This window comes from Micromonospora sp. HM5-17 (assembly GCF_003762835.1).
GTDB lineage: Bacteria > Actinomycetota > Actinomycetes > Mycobacteriales > Micromonosporaceae > Plantactinospora.
Genome location: NZ_RJWA01000001.1, coordinates 689,950 through 710,162, shown reverse-complemented (window position 1 = coordinate 710,162; position 20,213 = coordinate 689,950). Strand labels below are relative to the sequence as shown.

21 protein-coding genes are annotated in these 20,213 nt (G+C 72.3%); 9 read left to right on the top strand and 12 right to left on the bottom strand.

Annotated features, from left to right (window positions below):
• Positions 1-77: 77 nt before the first annotated feature.
• The 6 genes from EF879_RS03225 to paaA all read right to left on the bottom strand — a co-directional run bounded on the left by EF879_RS03225 (position 78) and on the right by paaA (position 5,269).
• Complete coding sequence (locus EF879_RS03225) at positions 78-1,340, bottom strand: phosphatidylserine/phosphatidylglycerophosphate/cardiolipin synthase family protein (protein ID WP_123554440.1); 1,263 nt, start codon at positions 1,338-1,340, stop codon at positions 78-80.
• 64 nt (positions 1,341-1,404) lie between these two features.
• Positions 1,405-2,511: a 1,2-phenylacetyl-CoA epoxidase subunit PaaE gene (gene paaE / locus EF879_RS03220; protein ID WP_123554438.1), complete on the bottom strand. Its 1,107-nt coding sequence runs from the start codon at positions 2,509-2,511 to the stop codon at positions 1,405-1,407.
• Positions 2,508-2,990: a 1,2-phenylacetyl-CoA epoxidase subunit PaaD gene (gene paaD, locus EF879_RS03215; protein WP_123555321.1), complete on the bottom strand. Its 483-nt coding sequence runs from the start codon at positions 2,988-2,990 to the stop codon at positions 2,508-2,510. Before paaD ends, paaE begins: the two co-directional genes overlap by 4 nt.
• Before the next feature lie 112 nt (positions 2,991-3,102).
• On the bottom strand, positions 3,103-3,828 hold the full coding sequence (paaC, locus tag EF879_RS03210) for a 1,2-phenylacetyl-CoA epoxidase subunit PaaC (protein WP_123554436.1): 726 nt from the start codon (positions 3,826-3,828) through the stop codon (positions 3,103-3,105).
• The gene (gene paaB / locus EF879_RS03205; protein WP_370375448.1) at positions 3,825-4,058 is read right to left on the bottom strand and encodes a 1,2-phenylacetyl-CoA epoxidase subunit PaaB; all 234 of its coding nucleotides are present in this window, start codon (positions 4,056-4,058) and stop codon (positions 3,825-3,827) included. The genes paaC and paaB overlap by 4 nt, the downstream gene beginning before the upstream one ends.
• Positions 4,059-4,159: 101 nt before the next feature.
• Positions 4,160-5,269, bottom strand: coding sequence for a 1,2-phenylacetyl-CoA epoxidase subunit PaaA (paaA, locus tag EF879_RS03200; protein ID WP_370375437.1), 1,110 nt, complete (start codon positions 5,267-5,269; stop codon positions 4,160-4,162).
• A 364-nt stretch (positions 5,270-5,633) separates the two neighbouring features.
• On the opposite strand from paaA, the gene EF879_RS03195 reads away from it, so the two are divergent.
• Both EF879_RS03195 and EF879_RS03190 read left to right on the top strand, forming a co-directional pair.
• Positions 5,634-6,629, top strand: coding sequence for a hypothetical protein (locus tag EF879_RS03195; RefSeq protein ID WP_123554430.1), 996 nt, complete (start codon positions 5,634-5,636; stop codon positions 6,627-6,629).
• A complete protein-coding gene (locus EF879_RS03190) occupies positions 6,629-7,579 on the top strand; it encodes a serine hydrolase (protein ID WP_123554428.1) in 951 nt (316 codons plus the stop codon). Before EF879_RS03195 ends, EF879_RS03190 begins: the two co-directional genes overlap by 1 nt.
• Before the next feature lie 114 nt (positions 7,580-7,693).
• On the opposite strand, the gene EF879_RS03185 is transcribed toward EF879_RS03190, so the two are convergent.
• Positions 7,694-8,542 carry a menaquinone biosynthetic enzyme MqnA/MqnD family protein gene (locus tag EF879_RS03185; RefSeq protein WP_123555319.1) on the bottom strand — a complete coding sequence of 283 codons (849 nt, stop codon included), beginning with the start codon at positions 8,540-8,542 and terminating at the stop codon, positions 7,694-7,696.
• Positions 8,543-8,841: 299 nt separating this feature from the next.
• On the opposite strand from EF879_RS03185, the gene EF879_RS03180 reads away from it, so the two are divergent.
• The 5 genes from EF879_RS03180 to EF879_RS03160 all read left to right on the top strand — a co-directional run bounded on the left by EF879_RS03180 (position 8,842) and on the right by EF879_RS03160 (position 13,872).
• A complete protein-coding gene (locus tag EF879_RS03180; protein ID WP_123554426.1) occupies positions 8,842-10,944 on the top strand; it encodes an AAA family ATPase in 2,103 nt (700 codons plus the stop codon).
• A 243-nt stretch (positions 10,945-11,187) separates the two neighbouring features.
• A complete protein-coding gene (locus EF879_RS03175; RefSeq protein ID WP_123554424.1) occupies positions 11,188-11,880 on the top strand; it encodes a transporter in 693 nt (230 codons plus the stop codon).
• Entirely contained in the window at positions 11,877-12,215 is a 339-nt protein-coding gene (locus EF879_RS27475) for a transcriptional regulator (protein WP_233604187.1), read from the top strand. Before EF879_RS03175 ends, EF879_RS27475 begins: the two co-directional genes overlap by 4 nt.
• A complete protein-coding gene (locus EF879_RS03165; RefSeq protein WP_123554422.1) occupies positions 12,212-13,123 on the top strand; it encodes an ABC transporter ATP-binding protein in 912 nt (303 codons plus the stop codon). The genes EF879_RS27475 and EF879_RS03165 overlap by 4 nt, the downstream gene beginning before the upstream one ends.
• 11 nt (positions 13,124-13,134) lie before the next feature.
• A complete protein-coding gene (locus EF879_RS03160) occupies positions 13,135-13,872 on the top strand; it encodes an ABC transporter permease (RefSeq protein WP_123554420.1) in 738 nt (245 codons plus the stop codon).
• Positions 13,873-13,932: 60 nt separating this feature from the next.
• Here EF879_RS03160 and EF879_RS03155 read toward each other — a convergent pair whose 3' ends face one another.
• Genes EF879_RS03155 through EF879_RS03145 form a run of 3 tightly spaced genes read right to left on the bottom strand, consistent with a single transcriptional unit; the run spans position 13,933 to position 16,846 of the window.
• Positions 13,933-14,775, bottom strand: a complete 843-nt coding sequence (locus EF879_RS03155) for an ABC transporter ATP-binding protein (protein ID WP_233604186.1) — start codon at positions 14,773-14,775, stop codon at positions 13,933-13,935.
• Positions 14,772-15,908, bottom strand: coding sequence for an iron ABC transporter permease (locus tag EF879_RS03150; RefSeq protein WP_123554418.1), 1,137 nt, complete (start codon positions 15,906-15,908; stop codon positions 14,772-14,774). The genes EF879_RS03155 and EF879_RS03150 overlap by 4 nt, the downstream gene beginning before the upstream one ends.
• A gap of 2 nt (positions 15,909-15,910) precedes the next feature.
• A complete protein-coding gene (locus EF879_RS03145) occupies positions 15,911-16,846 on the bottom strand; it encodes an ABC transporter substrate-binding protein (RefSeq protein WP_123554415.1) in 936 nt (311 codons plus the stop codon).
• A gap of 425 nt (positions 16,847-17,271) precedes the next feature.
• On the opposite strand from EF879_RS03145, the gene EF879_RS03140 reads away from it, so the two are divergent.
• Together EF879_RS03140 and EF879_RS03135 are read left to right on the top strand one after the other, a co-directional pair.
• Entirely contained in the window at positions 17,272-18,282 is a 1,011-nt protein-coding gene (locus EF879_RS03140; RefSeq protein ID WP_123554413.1) for a hypothetical protein, read from the top strand.
• 263 nt (positions 18,283-18,545) lie between these two features.
• Complete coding sequence (locus EF879_RS03135; protein WP_123554411.1) at positions 18,546-18,914, top strand: VOC family protein; 369 nt, start codon at positions 18,546-18,548, stop codon at positions 18,912-18,914.
• Between the two features lie 173 nt (positions 18,915-19,087).
• Here EF879_RS03135 and EF879_RS03130 read toward each other — a convergent pair whose 3' ends face one another.
• Both EF879_RS03130 and EF879_RS03125 read right to left on the bottom strand, forming a co-directional pair.
• Positions 19,088-19,270: a DUF397 domain-containing protein gene (locus tag EF879_RS03130; protein ID WP_123554409.1), complete on the bottom strand. Its 183-nt coding sequence runs from the start codon at positions 19,268-19,270 to the stop codon at positions 19,088-19,090.
• Positions 19,270-20,055, bottom strand: coding sequence for a helix-turn-helix transcriptional regulator (locus EF879_RS03125; protein ID WP_123554407.1), 786 nt, complete (start codon positions 20,053-20,055; stop codon positions 19,270-19,272). The genes EF879_RS03130 and EF879_RS03125 overlap by 1 nt, the downstream gene beginning before the upstream one ends.
• Positions 20,056-20,213 lie beyond the last annotated feature (158 nt).

Genomic DNA, 20,213 nt, shown 5'->3' with positions numbered 1-20,213 from the left:
CCGCGCCCCGGCGGCGCAGCAGGGCCCGCCCTCGGCTGTCGGCCACACCACCCTCCGATCGCTCCGACCGCCCCCGGTCAGGTGGTGCAGCTGCCGTTGTCGGGGTTGACGCACTTGGCCCGGCTCCACAGCGTCTCGAAGTTGGCGTGGAAGTCGTTCCAGACCGTCGGGTGCTCGATCTTGACCAGTGTCTCGTCGTGGTCGTGCAGCGCCGGCTCGGTGATGTTGTGCGAGCCGGTGAAGACGATGCTGCGGCCGGGGACCCCGGCGAAGGTGCCGCGGATGATGACGTTCTTCGAGTGGACGGTGACCACCCGACCGTCGTAGTTGCTGGCCTCGGCGTCGTGGTACTTCTTCAGCGAGATGTTCGGCTGCCCGTTCAGCGTGGCGTACGTGGTGCCGCCCATCGAGCCGTACACCACCCGCACCCGGCAGCCCATCCGGCCGATCCGGCGCAGTTGGGCGGCGACCTCGGGGCGGGCGTCGGTGATCTGCGCGTGGGCCACGTCCACCGAGCAGCCGGGCTCGTACGCCGTCACCTCGGCCAGCCGGTTCGCCAGCGTGTCGCTGTCGGCCCTTGGCGAGTGGTAGACGGTGACACCGGTGTTCGGGGACTTGTAGTAGCCGTTGGCGGAGTTGAAGTAGTCGTTGTTCTTCCGCTGCGCGCGCAGGTCGTTGAAGTACGCCGTGAAGTGGTCGTACAGGTCGTAGTCCTCGTGCACGATCAGCGCGCTGTTGAAGTAGTTGTTCTGGCTGAACGTCAGGTTCTGCGAACTGATGACGACGACGCGCTTCATCGTGCCGCTGGTCGAGAACGTGAAGATCTTGTTGTGGTTGATCGAGTTGCTCCGGTTGCCGATGCACGCGGTCGAGCCGGCGACCGCCGCCGCGGTCTTACCGCAGATCACCAGGTCGTCCAGGTTCGCCGAGCGGAGCACCTGGAGTGCCGCGTTGTCCGCACGGGTGTTGACCCCGCCGCCGGTCTCGTCGAGCACGACCCGTACGACGGCGCCCCGGGCCGCCGCCCGGGCCAGCGCCTCGGCGACCACCGGCGAGCTCCAGCTGAACATGACGGCCCGGATGTAGGAGCCGGCCGGTACGCCGTCCGCGAGCCGGACCAGCTCGTCCTCGATCGCCCGGTCCCGGGTGCCGTCCTCGGCCGGGATGTTGAACCGGGTGTACGCCGGGAACGGGTCGGCGGCCGCCGGCGCCCCGGCCGCCGGTGCCGCCGCCAGGGCCACGGCGGCGGGCGACCCGGGCAGACCCGCACCCGTCACCCCCACCGCCAGGCAGGCCGCCAGCACGACTCGGACCGGGGTACGGCGCGGGAGCAGTCGCATGCGCTCTTACTAGTGGGAATACTTCGATCACACAAGGGCCACGCTCCGCTCCGGCGCGGCACTCTCACGCGTCGTAGTCGAGCTCCAGGGTCTCGCTCACCGGGCTGGCCTGGCAGGTGAGGACGTACCCGGCGGCCACCTCGTCCGGCTCCAGTGCGTAGTTCCGAGCCATCGTCACCTCGCCGGCAACCAGCTTCGCCCGGCACGTCGAGCAGACCCCGCCCTTGCAGGCGTACGGCAACTCGCCGCGGACCCTGAGCGCCGCGTCCAGCACCCGCTCGTCGCGCCCCATCCGGAAGCGCGACGTCCGGCCGTCCAGCCGGACCGTCACCTCGCTCCCGCCCGCCGCCCCGGTCGGACGCGCCGGCGGCGCGGGCGGCGCGTCGACGTGGAACAGCTCCGCGTGGACGGCGTCCGCCGGTACGCCCCGGTCGGCGAGCACCGCCCGGGCGTCGACCACCATGCCGTACGGCCCACAGAGGAACCACTCGTCGACCCGGTCGACCGGGACGATGGTGTCGAGAATCCGCCCGAGCCGGTCGGCGTCGATCCGGCCGGAGAGCAGCGGCGCCTCACCCGGCTCCCGGGAGAGGACGTGCAGCAGTTGCAGCCGCTCCGGATACCGGTCCTTCAGGTCCGCCAGTTCCTCGGCGAACATCACGGTACGGGCGTACCGGTTGCCGTAGAGCAGGGTGACGCTGCTCGCCGGCTCGACCGCGAGCGCGGTGGCGACCAGCGAGAGCACCGGGGTGATGCCGGAGCCGGCGGCGATCGCGGCGTAGCGCCGGACCCGGTCCGGCGCGAAGTCCGTGGTGAAGTGCCCGAGCGGCGGCAGCACCTCGACCGTGTCGCCGGCCCGGAGCGAGGTGACCGCGAACCGGGAGAAGGCGCCGCCCGGCACCTCACGGACGCCGATCCGCAGCCGACCCGCCGCGGCCAGCTCGGCCGGGGTCGAGCAGATCGAGTACGAGCGCCGTACCTCCGCGCCGTCCTCGCCGACCCGGCGCACGGTGAGATGCTGGCCGGCCCGGAACGCGAACGTGTCGCGCAGCTCCGGCGGCACCGCGAAGGTGACCGCGACCGCGTCCTCGGTGAGCCGGTCGACGGCGCGGACCGGCAGCGGGTGGAAGACCGGCCGACGGCGTACCGGCCGGGTGATCGTCACACTCACAGCGCCCTCAGGTGGTCGAAGGGTTCCCGGCAGGCCCGGCAGCGCCACAGCGCCTTGCAGGCCGTCGAGCCGAAGCGGCTGACCTGCTCGGTGTCGGCGGCCCCGCAGTGCGGGCAGCGTACGGTCAGGGTCAGCGGGACCGACCGGCCGGAGCCGGCGGGACCCGGTGGGGCGATGCCGGCGGCGGCGAGCTTCGCCCGGCCGGACGCGGAGATCCAGTCGGTGCTCCAGGCCGGGGCGTAGACCGTGACGACCTCGGCGTCCGGGTGCCCGGCGGCGGCCAGGGCGCGCCGGATGTCGGCACGGATGACGTCCATCGCCGGGCAGCCGGTGTAGGTCGGGGTGATGGTCACGGTGACCCGCCCGCTCGTCGGGTCCTCCGCCACGTCCCGGAGGATGCCGAGCTCCTCGATGGTCACCACCCGCAGCTCCGGGTCGACCACCGCCGCCACCACGTCGCGGAGCCGGTCGGCGCTCATCGGGCCGACCCTCCGGCCGGGACCGCGGAGCCGGGTCGCCACGCGTCGGCACCTCGCGTTCGGGTGTGGCCGCCTCCCACGCGAACCAGCCCGGATCGGGCACCTCTCGCGCTCACCAGCGCGCTCCGGGGTGGGCGCGGTGCAGCACCTGCATCTCGGCGAGCAGGTAGGAGAGGTGCTCGGTGTGCAGTCCCCGCCGGCCGCCCTCCGGCGCCCAGTCGTCGGCCGGACGCTCCAGCGTCGCCTCGGCGAGCACCGGCTCGACGATGGCCAGGAACTCGGCGCGGAGTCCGGCCGGATCGACCGGCGCGGTCGGGTCGGGCAGGAAGAGCTCGTGGGTGTACGGCCAGATCTCGTCGACCGCCGCCTGCATCCGCCGGTGCGATTCGGCGGTGCCGTCGCCGAGCCGCACCGTCCACAGCCGGGCGTGGTCGAGGTGGTAGGCGACCTCCTTGCGCGCCTTGCTGGCGATCGCGGCGAGGCGTTCGTCCGCGCATCCACTGAGCGCGGTGTAGAGCGTGAGCTGGTACGCCGCCAGGAAGAGCAGTTTCGCCATGGTGACCGCGAAGTCGCCGTTCGGCAGCTCGACCAGCAGACAGTTGCGGAACTCGCGGTCGTCGCGCAGGTACGCCAGCGCGTCCTCGTCCCGACCGGCGCCCTCCAGTTCCCCCGCGTACGTCAGCAGCAGCCGGGCGGCGCCGAGCTGGTCCAGCGCGATGTTGGCGAGCGCGACGTCCTCCTCCAGCTCGGGGGCGGCCGCGACCCACTCCCCGAGCCGCTGCGCGGCGATGAGCGCGTCGTCGCCGAGCGCCAGCAGGTGGTCCACGGTGGTCTTCACAGGTGGGCCGCCCCCTCCGGCACCTCGTAGAAGGTCGGGTGCCGGTAGACCTTGTCGGCGGCCGGGGCGAAGAAGGCGTCCTTTTCGTCCGGGCTGGAGGCGGTGATCGCGGCGGCCGGGACGACCCAGATGGAGACCCCCTCCTGCCGGCGTGTGTACAGGTCGCGGGCGTTGCGGAGCGCCAGTTCGGCGTCCGGGGCGTGCAGGCTGCCGACGTGGTGGTGCGCCAGCCCGCGCCGGGGGCGGACGAAGACCTCCCAGAGTGGCCAGCCGGACCGGTCGGCCGTCTTGGCCGGCGCGCCGCCGCCGGTCCGGGTCCGCGGGTCGTCGCTCACGCCGCCACCTCCGTCGGGGCCGTCGCCCGGGCCGCCCGCTTGGCGGCGTACGCCGCGGCGGCCTCCCGGACCCAGGCACCCTCGGCGTGGGCGCGACGCCGGCGCGCCATTCGCTGCCGGTTGCACGGTCCGTCACCGGAGATCACCCGCATCAGCTCGGCGTAGTCCGGCGGGGTGAAGTCGTACGACTGCCGCTCGGGGTTCCAGCGGAGTTCCGGGTCGGGGATCCGCAGGCCGAGGATCTCGGCCTGCGGCACGCACATGTCGACGAAGCGCTGCCGGAGCTCGTCGTTGGAGAACCGCTTGATCTTCCACGCCATCGACTGCTCGGAGTGGGTGGAGTCGCGGTCCGGCGGGCCGAACATCGCCAGTGAGGGGTACCACCACCGGTTCACCGCGTCCTGGGCCATCTCCCGCTGCGCGGGCGTGCCGTGCGCCAGGGTGTAGAGGATCTCGTATCCCTGCCGCTGGTGGAAGGACTCCTCCTTGCAGATCCGGATCATCGCCCGCGCGTACGGCCCGTAGGAGCAGCGGCAGAGCGGCACCTGGTTGACGATCGCCGCGCCGTCCACCAGCCAGCCGATGGCACCGACGTCCGCCCAGGTCAGGGTCGGATAGTTGAAGATCGAGCTGTACTTCTGCCGCCCCGCCAGCAGCAGCTCGACCAGTTCGTCCCGGCTCACCCCGAGGGTCTCGGCGGCGGCGTACAGGTAGAGGCCGTGTCCGGCCTCGTCCTGGACCTTGGCCAGCAGGATCGCCTTGCGTTTGAGCGAGGGTGCGCGGGTGATCCAGTTCCCCTCCGGTTGCATACCGATGATCTCGGAATGCGCGTGCTGCGCGATCTGCCGGATGAGCGTCCGCCGGTAGGCGTCCGGCATCCAGTCCCGAGGCTCGATCTTCTGGTCGGCCTCGATCAACGCGGTGAAGTACTCCTGCGGGTCGGTGTCGCCGGCCGCGCCGTCCGGGGCACCGGGCCGGCCACGCTCGGCGGCGGCCCGCAGCGCCGCCTCGGCCGCCTCGACCTGACCGAGCAGGCCGCTGGCGGGACCGTCACCCGGCTCCGGAAAGTGATGTCCGTGCACGGAGCAAGTGTTACAGCCCGACATGCAGATAACCAAGATGTGTAACAGAATTGCGGCCTGGTACCCCCGGCCACCTGATCGACGCCGAGTAGCCACCGACTCCCGCCCGACGGCCGTGACCCTGGTCACACTGCACCGAATATTCGGGATATAGCACGAGATGGCGACGTATTTCCCGGCACGAGATCCCGGCTCGCCGGGTCGGCGGTCTGGCGAACCGGGCCACGGCACGTAGACTTGCCCCGTTCCGTTCCGCCGTCCCCCGGCGGGACGGGAGGCGCGGCGCACCCGCCGGTGTGGGGCGAGGGACCGCGCTGACAACGTCACAAGACCCCCTGTGCCTCGGACAACGCGGCCCCCCGGCCCTCACGCTTGGAGCCTTCTCCTCATGCGCTCCCGCCTGCCCCTGGTGCTCGCCATCGCCGCAATCGTGCTTGGCGGGCTGCTGCTCGTGCCCACCGCCTACGCGAAGCTCGTCGGCCCAGGTTCGGGCGACTCGTCGTCGCCGGACGAGGAGGCCGGAATCATCCCGGCGGCACCGCCGGCGCCGACACTCGCCGCCGCGCCGGTGACCGTCCGCGGGGTTGACGGCTTCGTCTCCTGGGCGCTGCTGGACCGGAAGACCGGCAAGATCTCCGGCGCCAAGAACATGACGGCGACCAACTCCACCGAATCGATGATCAAGGTCTGGATCGTCGCGGACTATCTCCGCCGCCTCGGTGACGCGGAACCGTCGCCCACACGCCGCCGGCAGGCCAGCACGGCGATCCGGGACAGCAACGACGACGCCGCCGAGGCGCTCTTCAACGCGGGCGGCCGGGGCGCGGTGATCGACCGGCTGATCGAGATGTGCGGTCTCACCGAGACCCGGAAGGTAATTCCGCCCGGGAAGAGCACCGTCTGGTGGAGTTACACCCAAATGTCCGCTCGGGACGCCGTCCGGATGGGAGAGTGCATCAAGGACGGCACCGCCGCCGGGCCGAAGTGGACGAAGTGGGTGCTGGAGGAGATGACCAAGGTGCGGGGCACCACCGCCGCGAAGGACCAGCAGCTCCGCCAGGGCGGCGGTCGCTGGGGCATCATCGACGGCCTGCCAAAGGAGATCGTGTCGCAGGGCGTGGGAATCAAGAACGGCTGGACCCCGATCTGGGCCGACGGGATGTGGCACCTGAACTGCCTGGCCGTCGCCGACGACTGGGTGCTGTCGGTGCTGACCCGGTACCCGGTGCGTAATGGTCTCGACTTCGGGGCCAGGATCTGCGCCAGCGTGGCCAGCCAACTCGTCACGCCGCGCCCCGGTGCCGCGATGAAGGTGCCGAAGCCGATCACCGACTCGTCGGCCGACCCCGACTCGTCGGCCAACCCGGGCGGAGGAACGTTCTGATGGCACGCCGGCGAGATTCCGCTCGGGGCACCGGCTCCGACTCCACCCGCGCGACGGCGCTCCGGCTGAGCCTGATCACCGGTGTCCTGCTCGTACTGGTGTTGGTCGGCCTCCGGCTCCTGCCCGGTTCCCCGTTCGCCAGCACCGCCGCCGCCAGGTGGGGCGAACCGGCGGGTTCGGGCGACTCGGCCACGACCGGTGGGACTCCGGGCCGGACGACCCCCACCCCGACGCCGAGCCCGACGCTGCCGCCGCTGCCGGTCGCTCCGACCAACGTGACGGTCGACACCGACGGCTGGTGGAACTGGGCCCTCATGGACACCCGTACGGGCAAGATCTCCGGGTCGGGCAACATGGACGAGACCAACCCGACCGCCTCGATGATCAAGGCCTGGATCGGCGCCGACTACCTGCGCCGCGCCGCCGAGAAGGGCCAGACCCCGAGCGACGCTCGACTTCACCAGGTCTCGATCATGATCCGGGACAGCGACAACGCCGCCGCCCAGACTCTCTACGAACTCAACGGGGGTACGGCGTCGATCAAGCGGCTGATCGACATCTGCGAGCTGACCGACAGCAGCCCGTCCGCGGACGGCGGGTGGAGCCGGACCGCCCTCTCCGCCCGGGACGCCGCCCGGATGGGCGCCTGCATCGCCGACGGCCGGGCCGCCGGGCCGAAGTGGACGGAGTGGCTCCTGGACGAGATGCGCGCGGTCCGCGGGGTCGGCAACTTCGGCATCCGCAAGGCCTTCCCGGCCTCCGTCCAGAAGACCATCGCGATCAAGAACGGCTGGGTGGACCGCACCCGCGAACAGAAGTACACGGTCAACTGCCTGGCGATCGGCGACGGCTGGACCATGGCGGTCGAGACCCGGTACGCGATCAACCTCGGTTACACGCACGGCGCCAAGATCTGCGAGGACGTGGCGCGTCAGCTCCGTACCGACTGAGATCGCACGGACCGGCGACGGCAGCACCCGGCACGGCAGGCGCTTCCACCGACGTCCGCGGGCCCTCCGGCAGGGCCGGCGGACGTCCGGTTGACCGGGGTGACGGTGACGCCGTCAGCCGGTGAAGAACGCCGGGCCTCCGGCCGGCAGCGCCGGAAGGTCGGCCAGCGGCGCGGCCCGGCGGGCGAACTCCCGTAGCCCCGCCACCTGCCGCTCGCCGAGCGAGAAGTCGAGCGCCCGGAAGTACGTCGCCAGCGTCGCCGCGTCGAACGGCTCCCACCGGGCCCCCGCCTCCGCCACCTCGTCCAGCTCGGCCAGGCAGAGGTCCCGGGACCGCAGGAACGCCTCGTGCACGTCCTTGACCTGCCCCGGATGGTCGGCGGCGAAGTCCCGTCGTACGGCCCAGACGGCGAAGACCATCGGCAGGCCGGTCCACTCCCGCCACGCCTGCCCCAGGTCGGTGACCTCCAGCCCGCGCCGCGGCGCCTCGTACAGGGCCCGTAGCGCCACATCACCGATCAGCACCCCGGCCGCCGCCTCCAGCAGCATCGTGGTCAGGTCCGGCGGGCAGCGGAAGTACTCGGGCTCGACCCCGTAGCGCTCGGCGAGCAGTAGCCGGGCGAGCGTCACCCCGGTTCGGGAGGTGGAGCCGAGCGCGACCCTGACCCCGTCCAGCTCGGCGAGCGGGCGGGTGGAGACGAGGTTCACCGAGAGCACCGGCCCGTCACTGCCGACCGCGAGGTCGGGCAGCAGGAGCAGCTCGTCGGCGTGCCGGAGGTACTCGACCAGCGAGATCGGCCCGATGTCCAGGTCGCCGGCGACCAGGGCGGTGCTCAGCCGATCCGGGGTGTCCTTGTGCAGCTCGACGTCGATCAGCGCGCCGGAACGCATCAGCCCCCAGTAGATCGGCAGGCAGTTGAGGAACTGGATGTGGCCCACCCGGGGTCGCCGCAGCTCGGTCATGATCCGACCGTACCCGGCGAACCCGGCGCCCCTTCCGCCGACCGCTCGGGAAGTGGCCGCTGCGACGGTGCCCACCACCGGCGTTGCCCTCGCGCGACGCCCCACCCGCCTCGGTGGCGGACGGACATCGCCGGACACACAGGTCAAAAATCGGTAGAGCGGCACGGCGACGGGGCGTATCCTGATTCGCCCTGCCGACGGCCGCGGTGAGCACGCACCGTAGCGGACGTCCCGCGCCGGGGCTGGCCATCCAGCCTGACGGATACGCGAGCAGGATCTCAATCTTTCGAGGACCTTCGATGATCGTGCCTGCATTCGACCTCGCCACCGATCCGCCGTCCCGGCCGACCACCCACGCCGGGGACCACCTCGCCGCCGAGCTCGCCGCCGAACGTGCCCACCTGGCTGCCTCCCGGGCGGCCCTGCGCCGGATGCGGGAGCACGCCGAGGGGCTGTTCCGCTCCGGCGCGGAGACCGCCGGCGACGGTTTCACCGCCGAAACCCTCGGCACCACCCTCTCCCGGCGGGTCGCCGAACTAGCCGATGACCCCAGCACCCCACTCTTCTTCGGCCGTCTCGACTTCGCCGACGGCACGTACCACATCGGGCGGCGGCACGTCACCGACAAGGCCGGCGAACCGATGGTGCTGGACTGGCGGGCACCGGTCTCCCGGTCGTTCTACCGGGCGAGCGCCCGCGACCCGCAGGGGGTCCGTACCCGCCGCCGCTTCGGCTTCAACCAGGGTGAGCTGACCAGCTTCGAGGACGAACACCTCGACCGGGGCGAGGAGTACGGCACCGCGAGCCGGATCCTCACCGCCGAGATCGAACGTCCCCGGGTCGGGCCGATGCGCGACATCGTCGCCACCATCCAGCCCGAGCAGGACGAGCTGGTCCGGGCCGACCTGGCCGACTCGGTCTGCGTCCAGGGGGCGCCCGGGACGGGGAAGACCGCGGTCGGGCTGCACCGGGCCGCGTACCTGCTCTACCTGCACCGGGAACGGCTGCGCCGCTCCGGTGTGCTGATCGTCGGGCCGAACCGGGCGTTCCTGTCGTACATCTCCGCGGTGTTGCCGGCCCTCGGCGAGGTGGAGGTGACCCAGGCAACCGTCGAGGACCTGGTGACGTCGGCGGCGTACCGGCCGGACGGCACCCCCACCGGGGGCGTCTCCCTCGCCGTCCGGGGAACGGACCCGCCGGAGACCGCCGCGGTGAAGCACGATCCCCGGATGGCCGAGGTGCTCCGGCGGGCGCTGGCCGGGCTCATCCGAGAGCCGGAGGAGCCGATCACCGTCTCCGACGGGTCGTACCGGTGGCGGATCACCGCGGAGGCGCTGCGCCGGGTAATCGAGGAGGTCCGGCAGGAGAGACTGCCGTACGGCACCGCCCGGGAACGGGTCCGCGCCCGGGTGGTCGCCCTCCTCCAACGCCAGGTCGAGGCGCGGCGAGGGGACTCCCCCGGCGACGCCTGGCTGCGCCGGATGGGCCGCTCGAAACCCGTCACCGAGTTCCTCGACCGTTGCTGGCCGGCGGTCACGCCCGACGGGCTGGTGCACCGGTTGCTCGCCGACCCACAGGCCCTGGCCGAAGCCGCCGACGGCGTCCTCACCGAGGCGGAGCAGGCGCTGCTGGTCTGGGCGAAGCCGCCCCGAACGCCGAAGGCGGCGAGGTGGAGCGCGGCCGACGCCGTCCTGGTCGACGAGGCCGCCGGGCTGATCGTACGGCTGCCCAGCTTCGGGCACGTGGTGGTCGACGAGGCGCAGGACCTCTCCCCGATGCAGTGCCGGGCGATCGCGCGGCGCACCGAGCACGGTTCGCTGACCCTCCTCGGCGACCTGGCGCAGGGCACCGCACCGTGGGCCGCGACCGACTGGCGGGAGACGTTGCGCCACCTCGGCAAGCCGGACGCGACGGTGGTGCCGTTGACCATGGGCTTCCGGGTGCCGGCCGCCGTTGTCGCCCTCGCCAACCGGCTGCTGCCGGCGCTGGCGGTCGACGTACCGCCGGCCGAGTCGCTGCGGCGCGACGGCACGCTGGACGTCCGCGCCGTCGGCGACCTGACGACCGCGACGGTGGCCGAGGTCCGGGCGGCGCTGGGGCACGAGGGGTCGATCGCGGTGATCGCCGCCGACGCCGACATCGAGCCACTCCGCGCGGCGCTCGCCGGGGCCGGGATCGCGACCGCGGCCGCCGACGAGGTCGAGGCCGCGGCGCGGGTCTCGGTCGTCCCCGCCACGGTCGCCAAGGGCCTGGAGTACGACCACGTGATCGTCGTCGAGCCGGCCCGGATCGTGGCGGCGGAGCCGCGCGGCCTGCACCGGCTCTACGTGGTCCTGACCCGGGCCGTCTCCCGGCTCACCGTGCTGCACACCGCGCCGTTGCCCGAGGCGCTGGCCGCCTGAGGAGGGTGCCCCGGCGGAACCGAGACGCCTACCGGCGCGAATCTCCGTCGCCTTCCCGGCGGATCTGCCCGCCTTGCTGCTTCCCGGCCGACCTGGCCGCCGCGGCCGGAGGGCATTACGTCCGGTTCCCTCCGGTCGCGGCGGCTCCCGGCGGTTCCCTCCGGTCGCGGCGGCTCCCCCAGCGATGACAACCGGGCAAACTGGTTGGCAACGTCGTGGACTTTGTGCCGTAAAGTAGTTTGCATGACTGGGAGTAACGCCAGCGCGTCCTTTGACGACCCGGACGAGCGGCCCCCCGCCGATCCCGCGACCGCGCTGCGCATGATCGCCGAGCAGCAGGCCGAGGCCGCGCGTCGCCTCACCCCGAACATGCTGCTCTACTACTGGCCCTGGGGACTGGCCTGGCTCATCGGGTTCGGCCTCTTCTTCCTGCGCTTCGGGCCGGACGGCCGGGTCCTCGTGGCGCTTCCGGCGTGGCTGCCGCTGACCACGCTGCTCGGGCTGCTCGCGGTGGCGGCGCTGCTCACCGGCCTCGTCAGTGCCCGCGCCTACGGACAGGTCACCGGTGAATCCGCCCGCCGGGGCGCCTGGTACGGCATCTCCTGGGGCCTCGGCTTCGCCACGATGACGACCGTACTGGCCCAGGTCAGCGACCGCCTGCCCGACGAGCTCAGCACCCTGCTCTGGTCCGGCGTGATGGTCGGGCTGACCGGCGCCCTTCACATGGCCGGCGGTGCGATCTGGCTCGACCGGAACCTCTTCACCCTCGGCGCCTGGATCAGCGTCACCAACGTCGTCGGCATCGTCACCGGACCGGGCTGGCACGCGCTGGTGGTCGCGATCGCCGGTGGCGGCGGCATGGTGGTGGTCGGCGGCCTGGTCGAACTCCGGCGCCGGAGGCCGACCCCGGCGCTCCCGGAACGGGGAACGCGGTGACCACGGCACCGCCGCCGGAACTCGACCCGGTGATCCACGCGCAGGCCCGGCTGCGGGTGATGGCCACCCTGGCGACCCTGTCCGACCGCGACCGGATCACCTTCCCCCGGCTCCAGGAGATCCTGCGGATGACGGCCGGGAACCTCTCCGTCCACCTGCGCAAGCTCGAAGAGGCGAAGTACGTCGAGATCGTCAAGACGCACCAGGGACGTACCCCGGTCACCCTCGTCGGGCTGACCCGACGCGGCCGGCTCGCCTTCGAGGAGTACACCGCCGCGGTGCGTGCCCTGCTCGACCCGACCCCCCGATCCCCCTCGACCGAGGAGAAGTCATGATCGTAGCCCGCGCCGTCCAGGTCACCCGCCGGTACGGCGAGATCACCGCACTCGATCGGGTCAACCTCGACCTGCACTCCGGTGAGCTGGTCGGGCTGCTCGGTCCCAACGGGGCCGGCAAGAGCACCCTGCTGAACCTCCTCGTCGGGCTCCGCCGCGTCACCACCGGCCGGGTCGAGCTGTTCGGCGGCGACCCGCGGGATCCGGCGTCGCGACGCCGGCTCGGGATGACCCCGCAGGAGACCGGTCTGCCGCCGACGCTGCGGGTCGGCGAGGTGGTCGACCTCGTCTCGGCGCACTACCCCGACCCGATGCCCCGAGCCGAACTGCTCGACCGGTTCGGCCTCACCGACCTGGTCCGGCGGCAGACCGGTGGCCTCTCCGGCGGGCAGAGGCGACGACTCGCCGTCGCCCTGGCCTTCGTCGGCCGTCCCCGCCTCGTCGTCCTCGACGAGCCGACCACCGGTCTGGACGTCACCGCCCGCCGTGACCTGTGGGACGGCATCCGGCAGTTCCACGCCGAGGGCGGCACGGTGCTGCTCAGCAGCCACTACCTGGAGGAGATCGAGGAACTGGCCCAGCGGGTGGTGGTACTCGGCCGCGGCCGGGTGCTCGCGGACGACACCGTCGACGCGATCCGGGGCCTGAGCCGGGTACGCCGGGTCAACCTGGTCGCGCCGGATCTGCCGGACCTGCCGGGCGTACGCGGCGTGGAGCGGGTCGACGGGGTGACCCGGCTGCTCACCACCGACTCCGACCAGTTCGTCCGGGACCTGGTACGCAGCGGCGTCGCCTTCTCGGACCTGGAGATCCGGCCCACCTCGCTGGAGGACGCCTTCCTGGCGATCACCAGCGCCACCACTCCCACCACCGCCCCGCCCGTCACCGCCGAGACCGCCGACGCCTGAGGAGCCCGACCGTGCGCCTTGCCCTCGTCCACACCAGATACCAGCTCCTGGAGACCGTCCGGATCCCGATCGCGGTGATCGGTAGCACGTTCTTCCCGACGGTGTCGATGCTGTTCTTCGTCGTGCCGTTCAGCGGCGACGACCCGGTGGTCGCGACGTACGCCACCGCCTCGATGGTCACCTTCGCGGTGATGAGCACCAACATCTTCCAGTACGGCATCGGGGTCGCCGAGGACCGCGCCCAGCCCTGGGACCCGTACCTGCGTACGCTTCCCGCCGGGGCCGCACCACGGTTCGCCGGACGGATCGCCGCCGGCCTGGCGATGACCCTGCTGTCGCTGATCCCGGTGGTGCTCGTGGCCGCCCTGGCGACCGAGGCCCGGGTCAGCGGGCCGGCGTTCCTGGCCGCGCTCGGCACGGTCGTCCTCATCGCGGTGCCGTTCACCCTGATGGGGCTCGCGATCGGCTACGCGCTGCCGAGCAAGGCCGCGACCGTGGTGGCCCAGGTCATCTTCTTCCCGCTGGCCGTCGGCGGCGGTCTGCTGTTCCCGCCGGGCGACGCGCCGGGCTTCATCACGGCGATCGCTCCGTACCTGCCGACCCGGGGCGCGGTCGAACTGATGTGGGCGGCGGTCGGCGACTTCCGGGTCAACCCGACCTCGCTGGTGATGCTGGGCGTCTGGATCGTGGTGCTGGCCGCCGTCGCCGGCTGGGCCTACCGGCGCGACGAGGGACGTCGGTTCAGCTAGGTCGGTCGACGAGGGGCACCGCGACCGACCAGAAGCGCCGGTTCCGCGAGGTGACCGGCCTCAGCCGGGGCGGTCGGCGCGGCGTCCCGTCGCCCGGACGGGGACGACCAGCGGACCGTGGTCGCCGTCGATCACCCGAACCCGCGCCTGGTAGTGCGTCGCCAGCAGCTCCTCGACGAGCACCTCCCGGGGCGGCCCGTCGGCGACGACCCGGCCGCCCGCCATCAGCACCAGGCGGTCGGCGTACTCGCCGGCGACCGACAGGTCGTGCATGGTGGCGAGCACGGTCAGGCCGTCGTCGCGGCGCAACTGGTCGACCAGCTCCAGCACCTCCTGCTGGTGTCCGATGTCCAGTGCGCTGGTCGGCTCGTCGAGCAGCAGCAGGGGCGCCCCCTGGGCCAGGGCCCGGGCCAGGAAGACCCGCTGCCGCTCGCCGCCGGAGAGTGTCGCGAGCGGCCGGGACGCGAACCGGGTCAGTTCCAGCCGGTCGAGGACGTCGGCAACCACCGCCAGGTCTGCCGCCGACTCCCGCCCGAACGGGGGGATGTACGGGGTGCGTCCGAGCAGCACGTAGTCGACGACCGCCATCCCGGCCGGTACGACCGGGGACTGGGCCACCGCCGCCACGACCCGGGCCCGTTCCCGCCGGCTCAACCGGGTCGACGGCGTACCGAAGAGGCGGATGGAGCCGGCGTCGGCCGGCAGCAACCCGGCGACCGCGCGGAGCAGCGTGGACTTGCCGGCACCGTTCGGGCCGATCACCGTCACCCACTCCCCGGCCGACACCGACAGACCGACCCCGGCCAGGATCGGGGTCCCGCCGAGCGTGACCCGCAGCCCGGTCACCTCGACGGCCGGGAGATCCGCCTCCGCCCCGACGGCGGTGCGCACGTCCTCGCTCACGTCTCCACCCGCTTCGTCGTCCGCAGCACGAGGGCGAAGAAGGGGCCGCCGAGGATCGCGGTGACCACCCCGATCGGGATCTCGGCCGGGGCGGCGACGGTCCGGGCAATCAGGTCGGTCAGGGCGAGGAAGGCACCGCCGAAGAGGACGGAGAGGGGCAGGATCGCCCGGTAGCTCGCCCCGGCGAGCATCCGTACGGTGTGCGGAACGATGATCCCGACGAACCCGATCAGCCCGGAGACCGACACGGCGGCGGCGGTGCCGAGCGAGGCGGCGGCGACCAGCAGCAGCCGGGACCGCTGCGGGTGCAGGCCGAGGCTGCTCGCCTCGTCGTCCCCGATGGTGAGGACGTCGAGCTCCCGGCGGTGCAGCAGCAGCACGCCGGCGGTGACCACCGCGTACGGCAGCACGATCAGGACGTCGTGCCACCCGGCGGTGGTGAGCCGGCCGAGCATCCACGAGTAGACCTCCTGGATGCTCTCCGCGTTGTTCTGCAACAGGTACGTCTGCCCGGCGGAGAGGAAGGCGGAGACGGCGACCCCGGCCAGGATCAGGGTGGCCGGGGAGCGGTCTCGGCCACCGGCGGCACCGAGCAGATAGGTGAGCAGGACCGCACCCAGCGCCCCGACGAACGCGGCCAGCGGCACCGTGACGGGCAGGCCGACGGTGATGTCCGCGCCGGTCACGCCGCGCATCACGATCACCGCGGTGACCGCCAGCCCGGCCCCGGCCGCCACCCCGAGCAGGTGCGGGTCGGCCAGCGGGTTGCGGAAGACGCCCTGGTAGCAGCCGCCGGCCAGGGCGAGCGTCCCGCCGACGAGCAGCCCGAGTACCACCCGGGGCAGGCGCAGGTCGGTGACGATGGCGATCTCGCGCTCGTTCAGCCCGCTCTGAAGGTGCACCCCGGGTACGAGGTTGAGCAGTTCCGCCGCGACGCTGCCCGGCGGCAGGCTGACCGGCCCGTACGCGATGCCGGCGACCGCGGCGACCGCGACGGCGACGATGCCGGCGACCAGCCAGCGCCGCCGCAGCCCGGCGGGCCGGGCGGGGAACGGATCCCTCACGTCCCGGGCCCGCCGGGCGCCCCGGCCGGATGGGGCCGGGGCACCGGAGCTCACCGGAGTTTCCGCCATGCTCAGGCGGGAACCCTGGCCACCGCGTCCACGATGGCCCGGAGCAGGTCGACGACGCGAGGACCCCAGCGGGAGGCGATGTCGTCGTCGAGGGCGACGATCTGGTTGTTCTTGACCGCCGTGATCCCGGCCCAGCCCTTGCGAGCCCTGACCGTCTCGGCGGACTGCTGACAGCACCGGGTGTCGGCCAGGAAGATCAGGTCCGGGTTGGCCTGGATGATCGACTCCTCGCCGAGCTGCGGGTAGCCGCCCTTCCCGCCGTCGGGGTCGGCCGGGTCGGCGATGTTCTCCAGCCCGACCAGGCTGAACAGCGAGCCGACGAAGGTCGCGCTGGTCACCGAGTGGTACTCCGGCCCGAGTTCGTAGTAGTAGGTGAGCTTCCGCGACCGCTGCGGCAGGTCGGCGGTGAGCTTGGTGATCTCGTCCTTCATCCGCCGGACCAGGTCGGCCGCCTCGTCCGGGTGCCCGGTCAGCGTCCCGAGCTCGGTGAGCTGCCGGTACGTGTCGTCCAGCGTCCGTGCGGCCGGCGCAAGGTAGTGCGGGATCTTGAGCTGACCGAGCTGGTCGACGATCTTGTTCTGGTCGTTGGTCAGCACCACCAGGTCGGGCTGCCGGGCGGCGATCGCCTCGGCGTTCGGGGTGAACGCGGAGAGGTCGGTCCGCGGCGCCTCGGGCGGGTAGTTGGAGTTGTCGTCGACGGCGGTGACCTGCGGGCCGGCACCGATCGCGTAGAGCATCTCGGTGGCGGTGGGCCCGAGTACGACGATCTTTTCCGGCCGCTTGTCGAGCGTGAGGTTCCCCACCGTCACCGGGTAGCTGGCGGCGGAACCGCTCGCTCCGGTGCTCGGCTGCTCGGCGCTCCGGTCGGCACAGGCCCCGAGGGCGAGCGCCATGGTGGCCAGCAGCGCGGCGATCATTCTGGGCGTACGTCTGCTCATCGGTCCTCCTGTCGGTCGAGGTACTGGTGCTCCGCCGACAGGGACCGGTCGGCCCCGTCCGCGGGGCGCCCTTCCTCGAAGGCGCAGTCCGCGACCAGACCCGCAGGCGACCTGGCTCATCCCCGCCGCGCCGCGGCCCAGGGCCGGGCGGCACGGGAGGCATCACAGTTGCGGGACAGCGCCGGTTTCGCACCGGCTTCGCTGCGGGGTGGTCGGGGCAACCGTAGCGCATCGAGACGGTCACCCCTCATCGACCGTCCCGCCAGCGCATCCGCATTCCCGCTGATCACCGCATCGCGCGCCGGCCGGGTCTCCGCCACCGCACCGGTGCCGCCCGAACGCGCCGTCCAGCCGCCGCGTCCATCGCCGACGGTGACCGATGGCCTGAGGTTCCGCCGCGGGCGCCGCGCCGCTACCGTCCTCCCATGCGGATGAACGGGCACGGCGTCATCGGGATCGGCGCGGCGACCGGCGCCGCCATCTCCTGGGCGATCGGACTGGCCCTGCTCCAGCCGTGGACCGAGCCGACCGGCCCACAGGCGTACGCGGAGAACAACACCTACTGGGTACGCGACCTGCGGGTCACCGCAATCATCGCGGCCGTGCTCGGACTCCTGGTGGCACTCGACGGCGCCCGGCCGGCAGTCACCCGGGTCGCCGTCCTCGGCGGGCTCTGGCTCGCCGCCGACCTGGCGCTGGACCGGGCCGACATCTCCGGCCCGGTGCCGGCCGTCATCCTGGCGCTGGTCGCCTCCGCCGTCGTGACGGCGACCGCACTGCTGCTCGCGCGCCGGCCGAACCATGCCGGACCGCCCGCCAGGCGCTCCGCGCTGGTCGTGGTCGGGGCGGTCGCCGCCGCGCTGACGCCGTGGGCCGCCGGCGTGGAGTCACCGACCGACACGGAGCCGGCGCTGAACCCGGCCGCGGTGGTGCTCGGCCTCCTCCTGGTCGCGACCTGCGCCGGCGCCGCCCAAGGCGCCGCGCGGGCCGCCGGGCAGGGCGCCGCGCGAGCTGGTTTCGCCGTCCGCCGGGCCGCACCGGGGCTGCTCGCCGTCGTCGGCGGAGCCGGGGTGCTCCTCCTCCGGGGCATCGACCCATACCACCGCAGCGGGCCGATGATGCTGCTCGGGATGCTGCTACTCGCCGGGGTCGTGCTGCTGGCGTCGTACCGGTCCGGCGGATGGTCCCGGCTGGCTGCCCTGGGCGTCGCCCTGCTCGCCTATCCGGTGCTGATGATGGTCATCGCGGTCCTGCTCACCTTCACGGTGCCGGTCGGGGCCTGGCTCACCGCGCTCGCCGGCAGCGTCCCGGTCAACGCGGCCGACTCCGACACCCTCTACGCCCTGGTGGGCCTGATCACCGGTCTGATGCTCGGTCCGCTGGTGGCGGCGGTCGCGGCCGGGCGGCACCCGGCACCGGCGGCGGCGAACTCCTGACGGGCCCGGCCCGGGATCCGGAACACCGGTGGGACGGTGCTGATCCGCCAGGTGTGCACTACTGCCCAGACCATCAAACCTATTAAACCTATAGGTTTACGGTGACCATCGGTCGCCCCGAACTCCGAGCGTCCGCCTCCCCAACTCCCGGGGGCGGGCGCTCGGCCGTCTCCGGCCGGCCGCCACCCCGATTCGGCAGCTCCGGCACCGTCGCCACCCGCGGTACCGTGAACCGGCGTCAACGGCCGCCGACGGGAGTGACGATGTTCGACCACATATCGATCCAGGTTGGAGACGTCTCCGCGAGCACGGCGTTCTACGACGCCGTACTCGCGCCACTCGGCGGTCGGCGGCTGATGGAGATCGACGGTGCCATCGCGTACGGCACGACGCGGCCGGTGCTCTGGCTGGGGCCGGCGACCACCGGCGGTACGCCCCGGGAGACACACCTCGCGTTCACCGCCGACACCCGGGCCGCCGTCGTCGCGTTCCACGACGCCGCCGTGGCGGCCGGCGCGGAGGTCCTGCACGCCCCTCGTCTCTGGCCGGAGTACCACCCGACGTACTTCGGTGCCTTCGTCCGGGACCCGGACGGCAACAACGTCGAGGCGGTCTGCCACGCACCGGAGTGACGGGCGCTCCGGCAGATCGTCGCGTCGCCGTCCCCACGATCGCGCACCATCTGGGAAACGGCGCCCTCCGCCCGCCCCGGACACCGCAACTTCCCGACAGTTGCGGACGCGGTTCAGAAGAACACCCGCCAAGAGCGGGCGACGGGTAAGGTTCCGAGGATCGGGGTGGGCGGCTACGGGCGACGGGCGATCGCGGTGACGAAGGCCTGCCACGAGACGGGAGCAAATCTCAACACACCGCCCGTCCGGTCCTTACTGTCCCGGACCAGCACCCACCCCGGCAAATTGTCCGCGACCTCGACGCAGTCACCGTGGTCAGCGCTGCGGCTACTCTTCCGCCACCGGAGCTCGTACATCAGAGTTCTCCCATCAGCTTCTCGATGATCGCGAGGGAGATCTGCTCCGGCATCGCCCGCCCGAGCAGGGAGTCCCACTTGCGCTGCATCATATCGACCGTCTCCGGTCGGTCCATTAGCTCGCCAACGGCAGCATTCTCCAGGTAGACCACCACGTCCCCCTCCGGCATCGTCGCCAGAATGAAGCCACCGCCAATCCCGGGATAGGCCCCCGCATCGGCCGGGATGACGTGCAGCGTGACGTTCGGCCGTTGGGCCATGTCGAGCAGGTGCCGGAGCTGTTCCTCCGCAACCTCCCGGCCCCCGATGATCCGGCGCAGAGCCAACTCGTCGAGGACCGCGATGAGGCGCTTCGGGCGCTCTCCGGTGAGCATGGTTTGTCGTTCGAGCCGCTCCGCGATCAACTCCTCTTCCTCGTCCGGCTCGTACTGACCGCCGGCTGAGAAGAGTGCCCGCGCGTACGCCTCGGTCTGCAACAGCCCTGGGACCAGACCGGGATGGGAGGTTCGCAGCCAGGTCGCCTCGCGCTCGGCCTTCAGCCACGGCGCGAACCAGGTTGGCGGGTGCTGTGAATTCGCCTGCTTCAGCAGGTGGGCGAGGAGACCGTCGGTCTGAAGCGCGGCGTCGGCGGCGATCGCGAGCGCCATGGTCGGGCGGCGGCGGCCGGTATCGATCTGAGCAATCAGCGACGTGCTGTAGTTGATCATCTCGGCCAACTTCTCCTGCGAGACGCCGGCACCGGCTCGGGCGGACTTCAAAGCCCGGATCCACATTTCCATGGTCATTTGCTTACCCCTTCTGTAAGCACGCAAATGCTCCTCGTAACATGCTTCGGGCATTGTGCCGCCGTACGACCGGAGGATCCAGATTGGCAGGCGGCAGAAACCACACGATCCGGGTCCCAACCAGCGGATTGGCCGGCCGAGACCCGGATCGGTACGTC